Origin of the sequence: Nakamurella lactea DSM 19367, from assembly GCF_000426645.1 — a bacterium.
Lineage (GTDB): Bacteria > Actinomycetota > Actinomycetes > Mycobacteriales > Nakamurellaceae > Nakamurella > Nakamurella lactea.
Map to the genome: position 1 here is coordinate 244,488 of NZ_AUFT01000005.1, position 18,617 is coordinate 263,104.

At 68.2% G+C, this 18,617-nt stretch carries 14 protein-coding genes and 1 pseudogene; 7 read left to right on the forward strand and 8 right to left on the reverse strand.

The annotated features are described in order from the left end of the window. Positions 1 to 101 precede the first annotated feature (101 nt). Entirely contained in the window at positions 102 to 950 is an 849-nt protein-coding gene (locus K340_RS27415; RefSeq protein WP_051265047.1) for a spermidine synthase, read from the reverse strand. A gap of 52 nt (positions 951 to 1,002) precedes the next feature. Then, positions 1,003 to 3,456, reverse strand: coding sequence for an HAD-IC family P-type ATPase (locus tag K340_RS27420; RefSeq protein WP_051265194.1), 2,454 nt, complete (start codon positions 3,454 to 3,456; stop codon positions 1,003 to 1,005). 153 nt (positions 3,457 to 3,609) lie between these two features. Here K340_RS27420 and lnt point away from each other — a divergent pair, with 153 nt between their 5' ends. Both lnt and K340_RS0104380 read left to right on the forward strand, forming a co-directional pair. Beyond that, positions 3,610 to 5,298 carry an apolipoprotein N-acyltransferase gene (lnt, locus tag K340_RS27425; RefSeq protein ID WP_084614081.1) on the forward strand — a complete coding sequence of 563 codons (1,689 nt, stop codon included), beginning with the start codon at positions 3,610 to 3,612 and terminating at the stop codon, positions 5,296 to 5,298. Further along, the gene (locus K340_RS0104380) at positions 5,295 to 6,038 is read left to right on the forward strand and encodes a polyprenol monophosphomannose synthase (RefSeq protein WP_245599439.1); all 744 of its coding nucleotides are present in this window, start codon (positions 5,295 to 5,297) and stop codon (positions 6,036 to 6,038) included. Before lnt ends, K340_RS0104380 begins: the two co-directional genes overlap by 4 nt. 72 nt (positions 6,039 to 6,110) lie before the next feature. On the opposite strand, the gene K340_RS0104385 is transcribed toward K340_RS0104380, so the two are convergent. After that, complete coding sequence (locus K340_RS0104385) at positions 6,111 to 6,452, reverse strand: RNA polymerase-binding protein RbpA (protein WP_029135819.1); 342 nt, start codon at positions 6,450 to 6,452, stop codon at positions 6,111 to 6,113. Positions 6,453 to 7,080: 628 nt separating this feature from the next. Between K340_RS0104385 and K340_RS37435 the strand changes: the two are divergent. Both K340_RS37435 and K340_RS33835 read left to right on the forward strand, forming a co-directional pair. Next, positions 7,081 to 7,326 (forward strand): annotated as a pseudogene (locus tag K340_RS37435) (eCIS core domain-containing protein); the annotation flags it as partial. Between the two features lie 639 nt (positions 7,327 to 7,965). Beyond that, positions 7,966 to 10,101 carry a hypothetical protein gene (locus tag K340_RS33835; protein WP_245599440.1) on the forward strand — a complete coding sequence of 712 codons (2,136 nt, stop codon included), beginning with the start codon at positions 7,966 to 7,968 and terminating at the stop codon, positions 10,099 to 10,101. 30 nt (positions 10,102 to 10,131) lie between these two features. Here K340_RS33835 and K340_RS0104395 read toward each other — a convergent pair whose 3' ends face one another. Both K340_RS0104395 and K340_RS0104400 read right to left on the reverse strand, forming a co-directional pair. Continuing rightward, positions 10,132 to 10,863, reverse strand: a complete 732-nt coding sequence (locus tag K340_RS0104395; RefSeq protein WP_084614036.1) for a thymidine kinase — start codon at positions 10,861 to 10,863, stop codon at positions 10,132 to 10,134. Between the two features lie 46 nt (positions 10,864 to 10,909). After that, entirely contained in the window at positions 10,910 to 11,674 is a 765-nt protein-coding gene (locus K340_RS0104400; protein WP_029135821.1) for a glycerophosphodiester phosphodiesterase, read from the reverse strand. A gap of 86 nt (positions 11,675 to 11,760) precedes the next feature. On the opposite strand from K340_RS0104400, the gene K340_RS0104405 reads away from it, so the two are divergent. Beyond that, the gene (locus K340_RS0104405) at positions 11,761 to 12,126 is read left to right on the forward strand and encodes a hypothetical protein (protein ID WP_029135822.1); all 366 of its coding nucleotides are present in this window, start codon (positions 11,761 to 11,763) and stop codon (positions 12,124 to 12,126) included. A 32-nt stretch (positions 12,127 to 12,158) separates the two neighbouring features. Here K340_RS0104405 and K340_RS0104410 read toward each other — a convergent pair whose 3' ends face one another. Both K340_RS0104410 and K340_RS0104415 read right to left on the reverse strand, forming a co-directional pair. Continuing rightward, positions 12,159 to 13,205, reverse strand: a complete 1,047-nt coding sequence (locus K340_RS0104410) for a PHP domain-containing protein (RefSeq protein ID WP_029135823.1) — start codon at positions 13,203 to 13,205, stop codon at positions 12,159 to 12,161. 32 nt (positions 13,206 to 13,237) lie between these two features. After that, complete coding sequence (locus K340_RS0104415) at positions 13,238 to 14,218, reverse strand: ribose-phosphate diphosphokinase (RefSeq protein WP_029135824.1); 981 nt, start codon at positions 14,216 to 14,218, stop codon at positions 13,238 to 13,240. Positions 14,219 to 14,352: 134 nt separating this feature from the next. Between K340_RS0104415 and K340_RS0104420 the strand changes: the two genes are divergently transcribed. Together K340_RS0104420 and K340_RS0104425 are read left to right on the forward strand one after the other, a co-directional pair. Further along, entirely contained in the window at positions 14,353 to 15,405 is a 1,053-nt protein-coding gene (locus tag K340_RS0104420) for an LLM class flavin-dependent oxidoreductase (RefSeq protein WP_029135825.1), read from the forward strand. A gap of 95 nt (positions 15,406 to 15,500) precedes the next feature. After that, positions 15,501 to 17,690: a glycosyl hydrolase family 28 protein gene (locus K340_RS0104425; protein WP_084614037.1), complete on the forward strand. Its 2,190-nt coding sequence runs from the start codon at positions 15,501 to 15,503 to the stop codon at positions 17,688 to 17,690. 75 nt (positions 17,691 to 17,765) lie between these two features. Here the strand turns inward: K340_RS0104425 and K340_RS0104430 are convergent, their stop codons facing one another. Continuing rightward, positions 17,766 to 18,554: an SDR family oxidoreductase gene (locus K340_RS0104430; protein ID WP_029135827.1), complete on the reverse strand. Its 789-nt coding sequence runs from the start codon at positions 18,552 to 18,554 to the stop codon at positions 17,766 to 17,768. Between the last annotated feature and the right edge of the window lie 63 nt (positions 18,555 to 18,617).

Consider the following 18,617-nt stretch of genomic DNA (forward strand, 5'->3'; position numbering starts at 1 on the left):
AACCTGCACACCCGTGCCTCACCAGTCACAATTCCCGTGACTTCGTAAGCGCCTGAGATGGGACACCTCCCGCCTGCGGGGGATCGACAAGCGCCGGGGAGTCAGTCGGTCAGCACGGGGGCATGGGCGATGAAGGCGGCGATCTCCTCGGGGCGGATCACCCGGTCCGGGTAACTGCCGGAGGTGCAGGCGCGCAGGATCGCGCCGAGCGGCAGATCCTTTGCCCGTCGCCCGGTGGCCAGGAACACCAGGTTGCCGCTCACCTTGCCGGACAACACGTCCGGGTCTGACGAGACCAGCACGGTCGGGAACTCCGACCGCAGCGTGGCAGCGTGCCGGCGGGCCAGATGCAGGTCGGGCCCTGCGATCACGTTCAGCAGGTAGATCCCCGAGTCGCCGAGTACCGAGCGCACCTGCCGCACGTACTCGACCGACGACAGCGCCGGTGGCACCACCCGTCCGACGAAGGCGTCACCGACCACGACGTCGGCGGAATCCGGTGTCCGCCGGTCCATCCGCGGGCGGGCGTCACCGATCTTGATCTTCAGTCCTGGATGGGTCACCAGTCCCAGGTGCTGTCGGGACAGTTCGATCAGCGCGCCGTCGTACTCGTAGACGATCTGGCTGGACCGCGGCCGGGTGTCGGCCAGGTAGCGGGGGAACGAGACCCCGCCTCCTCCGACGTGACTGACCCGCAATGGCTCCGGCGACGGCCAGAGCGCAGCGATGATGTCCGCGAACCGACGGATGTAGGTGAACTCCAGGTGTCCGGGGTCGTCAAGGTCGATATAGGAGCAGGCCACGCCGTCCAGGAACACCAGCCGGCCGGAGGGTCGCGACGGGTCCTGCTCGATCCGTAGTGCGCCGTGGTCGGTGGCGATATCCAGCAGCACTTCGGATCCGGCCGGTAGCAGATCGTCGGTCAGGGAGCGGGAGCGTTTGGCTGCCAAGGGGTATCAGCTGATCCTGTCGGTCGGGTCGAATGGCGGGTGGATCGAGCGGTCAGTCGGCGATGTGGTGGGTCTGCCTGACTTCTTTGGCGGTGCGGTAGACGATCTCGATCGCCACCGCGCCGCAGGCGCCGACCAGCAGGGACTGCCACAGCAGCGGCGCCGGGACCGAGAAGTTGAAGAATTCACTGGCGAAGGGCACGGTGAACGCGAGCGCCGCCAGCAGCACCATGGCGCCGATCAGCAACGCCTTCCACAGCCGGAACGGTCGGGAGAGCACCACCAGGATCCAGAAGAACACCGTCAGCAGGGCGATGGTGGCGCCGGAACCCGGTTGCCAGCAAGCGATGTCCGTGATCGATTTGCTTCCCTCGACGACCTTGCACAGCTCGCCGAACTGCTCCCGCGGCACTCCGTAGCTCTGATTGGCCCACAGGTAAGAGACCAACACCACCAGCCCGGCGACGACTCCGGCCGGAACTGCGAATCGCAGAACCCGGCGCAGGAAGCCCGGGATGTAGCGACGCTTGTTCGGACCCAGCGCGAGGAAGAACGCCGGGATGCCGATGGTCACCGCACTGACCAGCGTCAGTTGTCGGGGCAGGAACGGGAACGGCAGGGCCCAGACGGCCGCGGTGATGATCGCGACCAGGCTCATCACGTTCTTGGCCAGGAACAGGTTGGCGACCCGCTCGACGTTGCCGATCACCCGGCGACCCTCGGCCAACACCGACGGCAGGTGGGAGAACTTCCCGTCCAGCAGCACGAGTTGCGCCACCGCCTTGGTGGCCTGCGCGCCATTGCCCATCGCGACCCCGATGTCGGCGTCCTTGAGCGCCAGTGCGTCGTTGACGCCGTCGCCGGTCATCGCCACCACCCGGCCGTCGAGCTGCAGCGCCCGCACCAGGGCCCGTTTCTGCTCCGGGGACACCCGGCCGAACACGGTGGTGGTCCTGGCGGCATCCCGGAGCTCCTGCGGGTCGGTGCCCAGCGTTCTGGCATCGGTGGCCTGGTCGACCTCAAGGCCGACCGACCGGGCGATCGCCGCCACTGTCTGCGGGTTGTCGCCGGAGATCACCTTGATGTCGACGCCCTGTTCGGCGAAATATTTCAGCGTTTCGGCCGCATCCGGCCGGATCTGTTCGGACAGCAGCACCAGGGCCTCCGGCTGCAGGTCGTCCGGCAGCTCCGGGCTGTCCAGCCGCGGAACCGCGCTGCTGGCCAGCAACACCACTCGCGCACCGGTGCGGGCCAACTCGCCGACCCGCTCACGCACCGGCGAGTCCTCGGGCAGCAGCACATCGGGGGCACCGAGGATCCAGGTGCCGCGGCCGGTGAAGCAGGCCGCGCTCCACTTGCGGGCGGAGTTGAAGGCGATGGTGGCGATCCGCTCCCAGCCGTGCGGCGGGTCGATGGACGCGGCGACCGCCTGCAGCGTGCCGTTGGCGTTCGGGTCGTCGGCCAATGCGCCCAGCGCGCAACGGATCTCGTCAGCCCCGATGCCGTCGTCGCTGCCCTCGGGGTCGCCGATCAGCTCGATGTCGGAGAACACGATGTCGCCGACCGTGAGGGTGCCGGTCTTGTCCAGGCACACCACGTCCACCCTGGCCAGACCCTCGACCGCGGGCAGCTCCTGGACCAGCACCTGCTGGCGGGTCAGCTGCACGGCGGCCAGCAGGAAGGCCACCGAGGTGAGCAGCACCAGGCCCTCCGGCACCAGGCCGACCAGCCCGCCGGTGGACCGGATCACCACCTCCCGCCAGCCCTGGTCGCCGACCACCCTGGCCTGGGAAATGATCTGCAGTGGCAAGGCGATGACGATCACCCAGGTGATGTACTTCAGCAGCTTGTTGACCGAGTCCTGGATCTCGCTGCGCGCTCTGGTGAACTTGCGTGCCTCGGCGGCGATCTTGTTCGCATAGGCGTTCGGCCCGACCGCTGCGGCGACGAAACGCCCGGTACCGGCCACCACCGTGGTGCCGGAGCGGACCTCGTCACCTTCGCGTTTGGGCACCGCATCGGATTCGCCGGTCAGGTTCGCCTCGTCCAGTTCGAGCCCGTCCTCGGCGGCCAGCGTGCCGTCGGCCGGCACCTGGTCGCCGGTGCGCAGCTCGATGAGGTCGCCCAGCACCACCTCGGCGGTCGGTATCTGCACGGTCGCGCCGTCTCTGACCACCCTGATGGTCGGGGCATTGAGCAGCGCGAGCCGGTCGAGTTTCCGCTTCGCCAGGTACTCCTGGACGATGCCGATCATCGAGTTGAGCACCAGGATCAGCCCGAACAGCCCGTCGGCTACCGAGCCGGTGATGAGGATCAGCACGAACAGCGCGCCGAGGATCGCATTGAACCGGGTGAAGACGTTCGCCTTGACGATCTCCCAGATGCTGCGCGACGAACTGGTATCCACCACGTTGGTCTCGCCGCGGAGCACCCGTTCCGCGACCTCCGCGGAGGTCAGGCCATTGAGCGCGGTAGTGGTCTGATCGGCCGGTGGCGGTGCGGTCACCGGACCAGTGTCCCAGACGGCCGGCCGCACGGGTCGGGAATGTCCCGACCGGAACCGCGGCACGGGTCGGGACTGGGCGGACGCCCTGCGGACCCGGCAGCGAGGTGGACGGGGTACCGATCCGAGCGCTCTACGCTGACGGGCGTGGAGACGATGACCACCCCGGCCGGCACCGCCGGCCCCGGCCGGCGACTGGCCCGCTGGGCGCGGGCACTGCGGGGCACCGGCGGGCTGCGGCTGCTGGCCGCGGCCGCGGGTGGGCTGACGCTGTACGCGGCGTTCGCACCGTCCACCTTGTGGTGGGCGGCGATCGTCGGCATCGCCCTGCTCGGGCTGTCCGTCTACGGCGTCCGCGGCCGCTCGGGCTACGGCCTCGCGCTGGTCTTCGGCCTGACCTTCTACCTGCCGTTGCTCAACTGGTCCGGCGTCTACGTCGGCAGCCTGCCCTGGGTGGCGCTGGCCGTCGCGGAAGCGCTGCTCACCGGGCTGGTGGGCATCCTGCTGGCCTGGGCCGCGCGGCGGCTGCCGTGGTGGCCGATCTGGGCGGCGGCCGCCTGGGGCGCCGGCGAGGCGCTGCGGGCCAGGTTCCCGTTCGGCGGCTTTCCGTGGGGTTCGTTGGCATTCTCCCAGCCGGACGGTCCGCTGGTGCCGGCAGCGTCGCTGCTCGGTTCGGCGGGGTTGACGTTCGTCACCGCACTCGCCGGGTTCTCCCTCGCGGTGTTGCTGCGCAGGTGCTGGGGTCACCGCCGGACCCTTGCGGTCCGGGTACTGGTGCTCCCGCTGGTGCTGCTGGTCGTCGCATTCGGCCTGGGTCTGGCCGGCCGGCTGACCATGGTGAGCCAGGCCGATGCCGCCTCCTACCCGCACCGCACCATCGCCGTCATCCAGGGCAACGTGCCGAAACCAGGGCTGGATTTCAACGCCCGGCGGATGGCCGTCACCGACAATCACGCACAGCGCACCCACGAACTCGCGGCGGCCGTTCACGCCGGGACGGCGCCGCAACCGGACCTGGTGATCTGGCCGGAGAACTCGTCCGACATCGACCCGTACACCAATGCCGATGCGGCGCAGGTGATCTCGGACGCGGTCGATGACATCGGGGTGCCGGTGCTGATCGGCGCGGTGGTCGGAACCGACCAGCCGCATTCGTACTACAACATGGGCATCGTCTGGTATCCGGGGACCGGGCCGGGGGAGACGTACATCAAACGGCACCCGATCCCGTTCGGCGAGTACATGCCGTGGCGGTCGTTCTTCCGCATTTTCAGCGACAAGGTCGACCTGCTGACGGGGCAGTTCCTGCCGGGGAGCCGAGTGGGGAACTTCGACGTCGCCGGTATCCCGTTCGGTGACCTGATCTGCTTCGAGGTGGTCGAGGACGGGTTGACCCGGGATGTGGTCAACGGCGGCGCGCAGGTGCTGGTGGTGCAGACCAACAACGCCACCTTCGGCTGGACCGACGAGACCTACCAGCAGCAGGCGATGAGTCGGGTGCGCGCGGTCGAGCACGGCCGGTCGGTGCTGATCGCGGCGACCAGCGGGGTATCCGCGGTGATCCGCCCGGACGGCTCGGTGGAGTCGAAGATCCCGCTGTTCACCCCTGGCTACCTGGTGCCGAGCGTTCCGCTGATCGACCGCACCACGCCCGGTACGGTGCTGGGGGCATGGGTCGAGTGGCTGGTCACGATCGCGACGCCGCTGGCGCTACTCTGGCTGTTCGTCGCAGCGCGCCGCCGCGATCGGGTCGGCAGCCGGCCCGGCAAGCGGGACGCCGACCAGCACCGCCCGACCGACCACCGCACGCCCGGTGACGACATCCAGGAGGACGCATCACCGTGACGGCCGACAAGGTTCTGGTCCTGATCCCGACCTACAACGAGCGGGACAACCTGCCGATGATCCTGGACCGGCTCCGGGCGGCGGTGCCCGACGCCGATGTGCTGGTGATCGACGACGGCTCACCGGACGGGACCGGGGACATTGCCGACCAGCGGGCCGCGGCCGACGAGCAGATCCGGGTGATGCACCGCACCGAAAAGGATGGACTGGGCGCCGCGTACATCGCCGGGTTCCGCTGGGGCCTGGAGCGTGACTACGGGATTCTGGTCGAGATGGACGCCGACGGCTCGCATGCGCCGGAGCAATTGCCTCGGCTGCTGGCGGCCACCGCGCACGCGGACCTGGTGATCGGCTCCCGGTACGTTCCCGGTGGGTCGACGGTGAACTGGTCAAGGGCCCGCGAGCTGATCTCCCGCGGCGGCAACCTCTACTCCCGGCTCGCCCTCGGGGTGAAGATCAAGGACATCACCGCCGGATTCCGGGCCTACCGGGCTCAGGTATTGCAGAAGCTGGACCTGGATGCTGTCGAGTCGCGGGGCTACGGCTTCCAGATCGACCTGGCCTGGCGCACCCTGCAGGCCGGCTTCACCGTCGCCGAGGTGCCGATCACCTTCACCGAGCGGACGGTCGGCGAGTCGAAGATGAGCGGCAACATCGTCACCGAGGCTTTCCTGAAGGTGGCCGGCTGGGGGATCGGTCACCGGGTGGACCAGGTCAAGGGTCTTTTCCGCAAGGGCTGACGGCACGACAAACCCCCGCGCCACCGGCCTCGGTGTTGCGGGGGTCTGTTGATCGATTGTGCCGGCCGCTGCTTACTGCAGGGTGCGGCGGGCCTTCAGCTCGTCGAGCTTCTCGTTGAGGATCTCCTCCAGCTCGGGCATCGAGCGCCGCTCCAGCAGCATGTCCCAGTGGGTGCGCGGCGGCTTGCTGGCCTTGCTCTCCGGCACGCTGCCGTCGACCAGGGTCGACTCGAGGCCGTGCATCCGGCAGTCCCAGACGCCGGGCACTTCGGCATCGTCGGCCAGCGGGACGGTGAATTCGTGGTCCCGCGGGCACGCGTAGGTCGCGGTACGGCGCGGGGCGAGGTCGTGATTGCGGTCGGCTTCGTAGCTGGTGGCGCCGAGCCGGGAACCGCGAAGGACGCGATCAGCCATGGGTTTTTCCCTCCTGCGCACCGGGGTCGGGGACCGGCGCGGATTTTGTCGTGCGGCAGATTCAACGCTGCGACCGGCCCTAATAGTTCCGGCGTGCTGCCTGCAACCGCTCCATTCTAGTCGAAAGCCGCGCGGAGGGTGGCGAGGCAGTGTTGCGCACGGGTGTGCCCCGGCCCTAGCGAGGTCGGACTTGCTCACGCCGCAGGCGTCCCGCTGCGGCCTCGGGGCGAACCGAGACGGAGAGCGTATCGGGCAATCCACCGAAATCGTCGGGAGCGAATAGGCTGGGAGCACCGCGAACTCGCTGTGCCCCGGCAGCCTCGAGGGCGCGGGTATGAGTCAGGAGGATGGCGTGTCCGAACCTGCAACGCCGACGACGCACAGCGGCCCGATGCCCGCCGAAGGGGACCTGGCGCACACGGAGGGGGCGGTGCAGTTCGGTGACGGGGCGCGAATCCACGGAACCCGGCCGCCGGTGCCGGTCGCCGGACTTGCGACGGTCAGGGGGCCGTTCGCAGAGGTACCGCGGGGACGGCCGATCACTTGGTCCGTGGATGCGCTCCGCCGACGATCAGATGCTCTGACAGATCCCGATCCACTCGGCGGCCGTCGCGTCTCGGACAGCGTGATGACTGCGTTGCGCCGCAGCGCTGGTGCAGGTGCGGCATTGCCGGAGCCGCTGGGCACCCGCATCGGCGACCAACTCGGAGTGGACCTTTCGGCAGTCCGGGTTCATACCGACGGTCAAGCCGACCAGCTGGCCCGCTCGGTGCAGGCCGTGGCGTTCACCCACGGCTCGGACATCTTCTTCACGGCGGGGGCCTTCAACCCTGATGAGTCCGGCGGACAGCGGCTACTGGCCCATGAGCTGAGCCATGTTGCCGACGTGGCCGACGGCCACTCGGGCGGACCGACAACGATCGGACGCGCCGACGATCCGGCGGAGGCCAGGGCCGACGCTTCGGCAGACCGGATCGTCCAGGCGCTGCGTCGCAGCCCGAGCAGGTCCGAGCGTCCGGCCCGGACCGGAAGGGATGACGCCGGGGGGCAGGAACCCCGGTCGGTCAGCACGGTTTCATCGCCCATCCATCGACACCACGCTGTTCGCCGTTGGCCACTGATCCGCCGGCAGATCGACAAGACCACGCCTGCGGGTACCGAGGTCCGACGCGGCCAGGAACGCTTCCGGGTGATCGGGATCGTGAGCCTGCCGGGCCTCGGCGATGTCCTTCAGTTGGAGTCGTTGCCCGGCGGGCAGCTGACGAACGTCCAGGATGGGGACCTGTCGCAGTACGACCTCGTGAGCGGCGGCCTGGCCAAGCCGAATCCGAACCTCGGCCGGCCGCTCCCGAAGACACCGACCCAGCCGACTCCGGTGCTGGCCCAGCCGACTCCGGTGCTGGCCCAGCCGACGCCCGTCAGCGTCGGCGTCACCCCGGTGAGCGGCGGCCTGGCCAAGCCGAATCCGAACCTCGGCCGGCCGCTCCCGAAGATTCCGACCCAGCCGACTCCGGTGCTGGCCCAGCCGACGCCGGTGCTGGCCCAGCCGGTCATCCCACCCGGAGCGGTGACCCCGACGCAACTCGCCGCGCTCACCGTGGATGTTCCGGACAGCGATCTGGACGAAGGCAGCAAACTACTGAAGGTGATGCGTTCCGCCCGGCCGGACAAGGTCAACGATGCCTTGGCCGACAAATTGAGCAACTGCGCAATCGCCACCATCGCGGCCATCACCGGAGCACCGACGTCCGGCGCTGCGACGGCCGATGTCCGGGCCACGTTGCAGGCCCCGGTACAGGGCAAGCCGGCTCAGAGCGAGAAGCTCTGGACGATCGCCATGCTCGATGCTGATCTCTTGGCCAAGAATTCATTCGTTGCCGACGTCTCGACGAAGGCGGCCAGGAATCTCGACGACATCAGCCTGGGTCGCTCCTATGTACTGGGTTCGGCCCAGTACCACCTCATGATCAAGTACCTGATGAGCAAGGCCGGAGACGAAGGCACCAGCACGGGGGTGACGCCGACGATTCATCGCAAGGGCCTGCCCGGCGACGAAATGTTCGACGAGGCGACCTTGATCAAGGCCATGCACGCGTATCCGAACGGCACCCGCTTCGCCGTCTTCGTGCACTCGTCGGGGCAACAGGAGGTTTCCGCGCACTGGGTGTATGCGGAGCGCTTCAATGGCAAGGTGATCTTCCAGGACTTCCAGACCAATACCGGCCCTAAGGTCCCCGCCGACGCCTACCTGGAAAAGTTCCCGCTCAGTCCGAACAAGCGAAAGGATGCCGGAAAGGGCTTCGACGACGGCTGTTTCATCGCCATTGCGCCGCCCGTCGGAACCGGCCCGGCCATTCCGGATGCCGAGGTCGCGGCCTCGGAGATCGATGCCGAGATCGCCGAGGCACGCGCGTATGCGCTCGCCTGGTCGGAAAAGTTGGGGTCCACGACGAAGAAGCTGGCATCCACGTGGGCGCTGAGTGGCGGCGCACGGCTCGACCAGATCCCCGCACCGGTGGCCATCCGGGATGGTTACGCCTCGATCGCCGGCCGGCTCGGCGTGACCGCCGTCAGCCGGTTCGACATCACCCAACCGGGCGTTATCTCGATCGTCGGCCATCCACACGTGAAGACCGTCGGCAAGCAGACCCAGATCGAGTTCGACAACCTGAACCCGGTCACGATGGTGAAGGTTCCGGGCCAGGCGGCAAAGTTGGACCCCACGCAGCTGAATCCCGGTGCCGCACCCCTACCGGGGAAATTCTCCGAAGCGGCCACCGACAGCCAGGTCACCGCATTCTCGAAGTCGTACAACGTGATGGCTCAGAACACCACATCCGGAATCGAGATCAACGCCGAACGCGGGGCATTCACCGATCTGATCCACGAGGCTGCGCACGCCTATGAGGCCGGCGAGATGCCGGCCCATATCCGGGAAGGTCTGGCCGAGGTCTTTGCCAGCATGGTCAGCAGCGACATTCTTCAGACCACCAAGGATGCGAAGTTCGCCTTCGAGTACAACCCCGCATACGCGCCGTTCGTGGTGGCGGCCGAGCGGTTGATCACCGCGCTCGGCCTGACCGCCCTGGCCGACCTCTACTTCCAATCCAAGACACCTCGAGACGATCTGAAAGGCACTGTTGCCGCGGCGACCGGCGCCGATCCGGCGACGTCGGGCACGATCGTCGACGACCTGTTCAGCGAGAAGTTCCCCGGCGACTTCTTCAAGGGCATTGCGGAGATCGACGACAAGAAGAGAACCCACACTCCGGTGGCCCCGACGACTGTGCCGTCGGCGAGCGACGTGGCCAAGGCCGAAGCGCAGAAGAAGGTCGAGATCGACGTCTACCGGCACCGGAAGGCGTCCTTCGCCACAATGCTGGAGGCGGAGCGCGCGGGACTGCAGAAGAAGGGGCTCAAGATCGGCGCCGATTCCATGGAACTGGCGCAGGCGTTGGACACCGAATACGGCAAGGAGGTGATGGAGAAGCGACTGGGGCTGCTCTACACGCACCTGAGCGAGACCGAAGGAGAAGCGTTCGCCGAGACGATGAACCTGGTGTACATGCACGAGGTCGGCATCGGCAAGGTGACCGGGGAGAGCATCGAGAAAGTGCGCCTGCGCATCAAGGGGTCGGAGAAGTTCTGACTGCCGGCGGTCCGCCACCGCACAGGCTCGTCAGCCCAGTGGCAGTTCAGGGGCACCGTCCGGGCCGAGATCGCCGTTGCGATGGTGTACCCGGCACAGCACCTGGTAGCGGACCTCGGCCTCGTCGGCCGCGGTGTCGGCGACCACCACCTGCGCACCCTCGCGAGCGATCCGGCCGTCGACCACCCTGGCATTGAACCGTCCCGGCCGGCCGCACCAGCAGAGCACCTCGACCTGCAGCGGGACCACTTCGTCGGCCAGCTCGAAGAGCCGCTGCGAGCCGGGGAACAGCGTGCTGCGGAAGTCGGTGGCGATGCCGAACGCGTAGACGTCGATCTGGGCGTCGTCGGCCAGCTGGGCCAGTTGCTCGATCTGTGCCGGCGAGAAGAACTGGGCCTCGTCCACGATCAGGTAGTCGACCCGACGCCCGGCCGCCCACGACGCCTTGACCAGCTCCCGCAGGTCCAGGTCGTCGTCCACGTCGACCGCCGGTCTGGTCAGTCCCATCCGCGAGGTGATCTGCCCGCGGTGGGACCGATCGAGTCTGGTCAACAGCAGCCCGCGTCGGCCCTGCCGGGCGTGGTTGTGGTCGACCTGCAGCGCGAGGGTGGACTTGCCGCAGTCCATCGGCCCGTAGAAGTACTTCAGCAGACCCAGTGCCGGCAGGCCGCGCCGGGATCCGGAGGCCGGGACCGAGGAGAGCGCCGAGCCTGCCTCGTCGGTGACGTCACGGTCGACGGGCGGCTGACGTTCCGAGGGCACGCAGGGACTTTAGCCGACCGCCGGCGGTACCGCGGTCGAAGCGGCGTCAGGCCCAGACGTCGCGCTCGGTGTAGACCGCCTGCAGCACGTCGGGCCGGTCGGTCATCAGCCCATCGACGCCCAGATCGAGCAGCCGGTGCATCTCCGCGGCCTCGTCGACCACCCAGACGTGCACCTCAAGCCCGTTCTCGTGCGCGGCCCGGATGAACCGCGGGGTGACGATCCGCAGCCTCCCGTAGCGGACCGGCACCTGGGCGGCCTGCGCGCCGATCGTTGCTACCTTCGTGCGGGTCATCATCGCGCCGCGGGTCAGCCCGAGCACCTCACCCGGCGCCAACGAGGTGGCCAGCTCCGGGCCGATCGCCTGCCGGATCGTCGCCAGACGCCGTCCCGAGAACGACCCGACGCAGATCCGGTCGACAGCACCGGCGGCGGCGATCGCGTCGATCAGTGGGCCGACCGCGGCATCGGTCTTTGGGTCGACGTTGAAGTTGGCGTGCGGCAAGGCTTCCAGCACGTCGGCGAACCGTGGGATCGGCTCCCGCCCACCGATTCTGACGGTGCTCAGCTGGTCCCAGGTGAGGTCGGACACCCGGCCCGACCCGTCGGTGACCCGGTCCAGGGTGCTGTCGTGGAAGGCGACGAGGACGCCGTCGCTGGTCGCATGTACGTCGGTCTCCAGGTAGCGATAACCCTCGTCGACGCCGCGCTGGAACGAACGCAGGGTGTTCTCCAGGCCGGCCAGGTCGCCGATGTGCCAGCCGCGGTGCAGGATGGCCCGCGGTAGCGGTCCGTCAAGGTAGTGCGTCACCGGGCCAGTTTGGCACGGTCTCGATTTGGCGCGGTCGCTACCGTGTTGCGGTGACCAGTCGCGCCCGCCCCGTCGCCCGCACTGCTGTGCCCAGCCCGCCGGCGATCGCGCCGCCGGTCGCGGCGCGGTCGAAGCAACCGCGGCGCTGCGCCTGGTGCGGCCGGGAGATCGAGGATGCCTCGACGGTCGGCCGCAAGCGGCGCTATTGCGGCCAGTCGTGCCGGCAGCGGGCGTATGAGAACCGGGTCGCGCTGGAGCGTGGCGGACTGCCGGCGGACGCCGTGGTGCTGACGCAAGACGAGCGGGAAGCGCTGTCGGACAGGCTGTTCCAGGTCCGGTGCGCCGCCGAGGACGTGGCCACGGCGATCGCCGAGGGAGCATCCGCGACGGAGCTCCGGGCGTTGCTGGACGAGCTGGTCGAATTCGCCAAGGAGGCGGAGGTTCTGCACTGACAGGTCGGCGGCCGCGGGTCCAGCGGGCCGGATCAATGCCGGTGGGTCCACTCCAGCAGCTTCTCGATGGTCCAGGTGGTGACGATCCGCTCGGGGGCGATGCGGTGCGCCGCGGCCTTGTCGGCGCCGTAGTTGAGGAATTCCAACTGGCCGGGGGCGTGCGAGTCGGTGTCGATGGAGAACAGGCAGCCGGCGTCGACGGCGATGTCCAGCAGGTCGTCCGGCGGGTCCTGTCGTTCCGGCCGCGAGTTGATCTCCACCGCCGTCTGCGCCTCGGCGCAGGCGGCGAAGACCGCGTCGGCGTCGAAGTTCGACTGTGGCCGCCGCACTTTGACCAACGTCCCGTCGGTGGAGACGTCCAGCTTGCGTCCGGTGCAGTGCCCGAGGATGTCGGTGTGGGGGTTGCGGATCGCGGCGATCATTCGCCGGGTCATCGCACTGCGATCCATCGTCAGCTTGCTGTGCACCGAGGCGACCACCACGTCGAGCCGCGCCAGCACGTCGTCGTCGCCGTCCAGCGAGCCGTCGAGGTTGATGTCGACCTCGACACCGGTGAGGATCCGGAACGGCGTACCGCCGTCGGTCGCGGCGGCCTCGTTGAGGGCGGCGATCTCGTCGAGCTGGGCCAACAGCCGGTCCCTGGTCAGGCCGCGGGCGACGGTGAGCCGGGGGGAGTGGTCGGTGACCACCAGATACTCGTGACCCAGCGCCCGGGCCGCCGCCGCCATGGTGGCGATCGAGGCGCCGCCGTCACTGGCCAGCGAATGGGTGTGGCAGTCGCCGCGCAGTGCCTCGCGGATGGCCGCGCCGGCGCCGAGCGGCACCACCGTTTCCTGCTCGAGTTTGACGATCCGGTCCGGGACCTTGCCGGCCGCCGCCTGCTGGATGACGGCGGCGGTGCTCGGCCCGATGCCGGGCAGGAAGGTGACGGTGCCGTTCGTCAGCCGCTGCTGCAGTTCGTCAGCCGGGAGATCCCGCAGTACCTTCGCGGCCTTGAGGAATGCCTCGGACTTGCGGGAGTCGAGCCGGCCACGGTCCGACAGGTACGACACCCGCTCCAAGGCCTCGATCGGATCCATGGGCGCCAGGGTAAGCGGTCGACGAACTGCCCTCAGAACAGGCTCTGACCAGTGATCGGCTCGTCCTGGGTGAACAGGGCGCTGACGGACTCGCCGTCGTGGATCCGGCGCATCGCCTCGGCCAGTGCCGGGGCGATCGACAGCACGGTGAGGACGTCCTCGTGCCCGGCCCGCTGCTGCGCGGGGATGGGGACCGTGTTGGTGCAGACGATCTCCTGCACCTCGTCGAGCTGACCGATCCGCTCCAGCGCACCGTCCGCGAACAGTCCGTGGGTGCAGGCGACCCGAACGCTCTTCACGCCCTGCTGGCGCAGCACCCTGACCAGCTCGATGATCGTGCTGCCCTTGGCGATCTCGTCGTCGAGGACGATCACGTCGCGGCCGTCGATGTCGCCGATCACCGAGGTGATGGCCACCCGGTCGTCGGCGAATCGTTGTTTGGCGCCGGCCGCCACCCCGGTGCCGAGCATCCGGGCGAACGTCGCTGCCTCCTTCGCGTTGCCGAGGTCGGGGGAGACCACGACGGTGTTGCTCAGGTCGCTGCTGGCGAAGTGCCTTGCCAGCTCGCGCAGCGCGTGCAGGTGATCGACCGGGATGGAGAAGAAGCCGTGCACCTGCGGGGAGTGCAGCGTCATGGTCAGCACCCGGTCGGCGCCGGCGGCGACCATCAGGTCGGCCATCAGCCGGGCGCCGATGGAGATCCGCGGCGCGTCCTTCTTGTCCGAGCGGGCGTAGGCGTAGTGCGGCATCACCACGGTGACCCGGCCGGCCGACGCGCCGCGGGCCGCGTCGATCATCAGCAGCAGCTCGACCAGGTGCTCTTGCACCGGCGCCACCAGCGGTTGAATCAGGTAGACGTCACGCTCGCGGCAGTTGGCCAGCAGCTGCACCTCGAGGCAGTCGTTGGCGAACCGGGTGACCCGGGACGGCTGCAGCGCTACGCCGAGTTCGGCGCAGACCTCGGCTGCGAGTTCGGGGTGGGCGCTGCCGCTGAAGACCGCGATATCCCGCAACGGGTTTCTCCTGACGTTCGGGCCGCAGACAGCCCCGTGCAGTGCCGCCTGCGACGGTAGCGCACATGGGTGGGAAAGGTGTCGGCGCGGGGAAGTTTTGCTGACCTGCCGGTGTTGCCGGGAGGGTGAGCGAATTGAAGCTGTCCGTCCTCGATCTGGTCCCGGTGCGCACCGACCAGAGCACCTCCGATGCGTTGGCGGCGAGCGTGGAGGTGGCCAAGGTCGCCGACGGTGCCGGTTACACCCGGTACTGGGTGGCCGAGCATCACAACATGACGTCGGTGGCCGCCACCTCGCCGCCGGTGGTGATCGGGCACCTGGCCGCCCGGACCGAGCGGATCAGGGTCGGCTCCGGCGGCGTGATGCTGCCCAACCACGCGCCGCTGGCCGTCGCCGAACAGTTCGCCCTGCTGGAGGCGGCCTATCCGGGGCGGATCGACCTGGGCATCGGCCGGGCGCCGGGATCGGACCCGGTGACGTCGATGGCGCTGCGCGGGCCGGCCGGCCGCGGCGACGCCGACATCGAGAACTTCCCGCGCTACCTGGATGACGTTCGTGCCCTGATGGACACCGAAGGGGCGGTGGTCCGGCTGGCCACGGGTGAGTACGAACTGCGGGCCACCCCGCGAGCGGCCGGGTCCCCGCCGCTGTGGCTGCTCGGCTCGTCCGACTACTCGGCACACCTGGCCGCAGCCAAGGGGCTGCCGTACGTCTTCGCCCACCATTTCTCCGGCCAGGGCACCGAGCGTGCGTTGGAGATCTACCGCAGCGAGTTCCAGCCGAGTGAGCTGACGCCGGAACCCAGAACGTTCCTGACCCTCAACGTGGTGGTCGCCGACAGCGCAGAGGAAGCGGCGGCGTTGGCGCTGCCGAATGCGCAATCGATGGGTCGGCTGCGCACAGGTCGACCGATGGGCTTCCTGGACCTGGTCGAAGACGCGGCCGAGCGGGACATCACTGCGGACCAGCAGCCGCTGGTCGAGGACGGCCTGCGGCGGGTGGTACTCGGAACTCCGCCCGACGCGGCCGCCCAAATCGTCCGGCTGGCAGCACATTTCGGTGTCGACGAGGTGATGATCAGCCCGTTGGCCTCCGCGCATCGCGGGGAGGACCCGCGCCGGTCGGTCGGTCGCGAACGCACCCTTGAGCTACTCGCCGCGGAATTGCTGACGCCGGCATCCGTCTGATCACCGCCGTGCCCGGACCGGGCACGGCGTGACGCCGTCGGGCCGCTGTCCCATGGCACATCTGTCAACGGTCGGAAACCGTTGCGCTGCCGGGCATGCGCCGACTCGACTCGGTGAACAACCGTCAGGACACCCTTGACAACGCTCGGGCCAGGCAACCATGCTGTTCCTGCCAACCAAATGGTGTTCTGTATCACCGAACGGAGTGCAAGAACATGCGAATGTTGTCGGGGATTCGCCCCATGCTGACTGTCTTCCTCACCGCAGGTCTTCTCGTTACGGCCGCACCGGCGCAAGCCGGTTCGCCAATCAACTCTCCCAGAACCATCGTCAACGTCATGAATACGCCGTACAGCGCCGCGGGCGACGGCGTGGCCAACGATCGTTCCTCGATTCAGCGCGCTCTCGACGATGTCGCCCGGCTCGGCGGCGGAACGGTCCAGCTTCCGGCGGGCCATACGTATTTGACCGGAAGCCTGGTACTGGCAAGCAATACCACGCTGGAAGTCGACGGAACGCTGCTGCAGAGCCAATCGGACGCAGACTACGGCTACACGCCGATTCACGGCCACAACATGCCGGCGACGTCGGACTGCGTCAGTGACGTCGGACCATGCCCGTGGGACCACTCGATGTACCACAACTTGCCGCTGCTGTACGCCGGGAACCAGCACAACGTCACCATTACAGGTGACGGCGTGATTCAACTGTCGGAGGCGGCTTCGGACGCGGCAACGATTCATCTGACGGCGGTCGGGCTCTATCGTGTTTCGCACTACGAGATCAGCCATGTCCAGATCCTCGGAGCCGTCGAGTACAACCTGTCGTTGTTCACGACCGACCACGGGCTCATAAAAGACCTGACGATCACTGCGGCTGCCGGCAACGTCGACGGCTACCACGCCAACACCGATGGAATCAGCCTGCAGAACTCTCAGCACGTCCGGATCACCGGCAACACCATCCGCAACGGTGACGATGCGATCTACATCTGGTCGTCGTACCGCGATCCCCGGGCGTATATCAGTTCCCTCGGTGGTTCATTGTGGTGGTCGACCGATGAGCCGCAGCCGTCGACCGATATCGAAATCGACCACAACGACGTGGTTCACACTCCCGGCTTGGGAGTGGGATTCATCGTGTGGGGCACTGGAGCGCCCGACCAGCGCTCGGTGGAGGTCTCGGACGTCCGCATTCACGACAATTCGTTGACCTCGACGTCGCGAGCCATCGGCTGCTGGTGCGACAACCCCTATCACGGGCAATCGCCCTTCACGAATAACGAGGCCGGCGACCAGTCGGCCATCACCGGCGTGCAAATCTTCCGCAACACCTACGCTTCCGCCTACATGCAAGGATTCGTCGCGACCGATCTGAAGGCCGATTTCGAGTTGCTCGGGGCCAACACCGTGATGAACGGTGATTTCGAGCAGACCGGCACGGCATGGTGGAGCACCCGGACCGAGCCGAGGGCCGACAGCGACGTCGGGGCCACCGACCAGGCCCACGCCGCGGTACTGCGCAACCCACAGGCCCGATCAGCCCTCCGATCCATGGACGGCTGGGTCGGGTACCTGCAGCCTCGCGGAGTTGGTTTCGCCGAGCTGTCACAGGGTCTCGGCCTGACCGGCCCGATCCCGAACGTCGGGTTCGACACCGGCGCATACACCCTGTCGACGGATGTCGTCACCGGATCGGAGCCCGTCCAGCTGTTCGTCTACAACACCTGCACCGGAAAGACTCTCGCTTCGAAGGCTTTCACGTCCCGCACACCGACACGGCACAGTGTCTCGTTCACCATGAATAGTGACTGCGCCAACGTACAGGTCGGAGTCAGGACCCCCAGGGATCATCGCGGCAACACCTGGGCGCTGATCGACAGCGTTGCGGTCACCCGCGATCTGACGGCCATCGATGACTCCGACCCAACGGTGACCTACGCCGGCAGTTGGGGCACCTACGCCAATGCCGGCACCTGGGGTGGCACCGACGCGGTCGGCAAGGCTGCCGGCGCGAGTGTCACCATCCCCTTCACCGGTGTCCGCGCCGTCGTTCTCGCGGTGACGGACTACAACCTCGGCGAGGTCGCGGTATACCTCGACGGATCCCTCGTCACCACGTCCGACCTCTACACGCCCGACAAGCGGACCGGCCAGGTGGTCTTCGACACCGGGACGGTTGCCGCAGGGTCGCACACGCTCGAGCTGGTCACGACCGGGACGAAGAACCCAGCGTCCAAAGGCACTTTCAGCGACTGGGATGCGGTCTTGGTCCAACCGAGCTGACAATCGCCGCGGGCTGTCGGTTGGATCGTGCCGGGGTTGCCGGCGTTGGCGGAAGAGGTTCATTCGCCGCCCGACTCAGGACCGTGCCGGCTGGGCCGCGGCATGGGCGAACTTCCCGGCGAGGAAGTCCTCCCACGAACGGGCACCCCGGTCTGCGCGCAGGTCGGCGAGGTTGTCGCCGGCCCGATAGGCCCGGCCGGCCTTCCCGGGGATCCGCACCGGCGGCCGCAACCGGTGCTTGCCACTGGCCCGCAGAAAGGTGTCGGCGAGCTCGGCCATGTCGTAGACCCGTGGCCCGGCCAGATCTGACACCAGCCCGGCCGGCGATTGAAGCGTCAGATCAACCAGTCGAGCGGCGACGTCGCGGGCATCCACCGGTTCGAATCGCAACCCGCCCGGGATCGGGAACACCGGTAGCTTCGCCATCGTCGTGACCGTCTTGAACACCAGGTCGTGGAACTGTGCCGCCCGCATGGTGGTCCAGCCGATGCCGGATCCGGCGATGGCCTGTTCGGCGGCGAGTTTGGACTGAAGCCAGCCGACCGGGACCCGGTCGGCGCCGATCACCGAGATGTACACCAGGTGTTCGACGCCGGCCGCGCGGGCGGCGCGGACCAGGTGCGCGGTCGCCTCCGCGTCGCCCTTCGGACCGCCGGCCAGGTGCAGCACCGTGTGCACGCCGCCGACGGCCGCGTCGATGCCCTGGTCCGTGCGGAGATCGCCGCTGACGTACTCGACGCCGTCGGCGCTGTCGTGCGGCTGGCGGCTGAGCACCCGCACAGGGTGGCCCGCTGCGCGTAGCAGGGGCAGCACGTGGCCGCCGAGCGTTCCGGTGCCGCCGGTGAGCAGAATGGGAGTGGACATAAGGTTGCCTCCAGAATCGGATGGTCCGTCGGCAGTGCGCCTGCGGTCACATCAGCCCGCGCT

Coding starts and splice junctions, on each gene's coding strand:
- lnt (WP_084614081.1), top strand. CDS start 3,610: ATGACCACCCCGGCCGGCACCGCCGGCCCCGGCCGGCGACTGGCCCGC.
- K340_RS0104385 (WP_029135819.1), bottom strand. CDS start 6,452: ATGGCTGATCGCGTCCTTCGCGGTTCCCGGCTCGGCGCCACCAGCTAC.
- K340_RS0104410 (WP_029135823.1), bottom strand. CDS start 13,205: ATGGATCCGATCGAGGCCTTGGAGCGGGTGTCGTACCTGTCGGACCGT.
- K340_RS0104425 (WP_084614037.1), top strand. CDS start 15,501: ATGCGCCGACTCGACTCGGTGAACAACCGTCAGGACACCCTTGACAAC.
- K340_RS0104430 (WP_029135827.1), bottom strand. CDS start 18,554: ATGTCCACTCCCATTCTGCTCACCGGCGGCACCGGAACGCTCGGCGGC.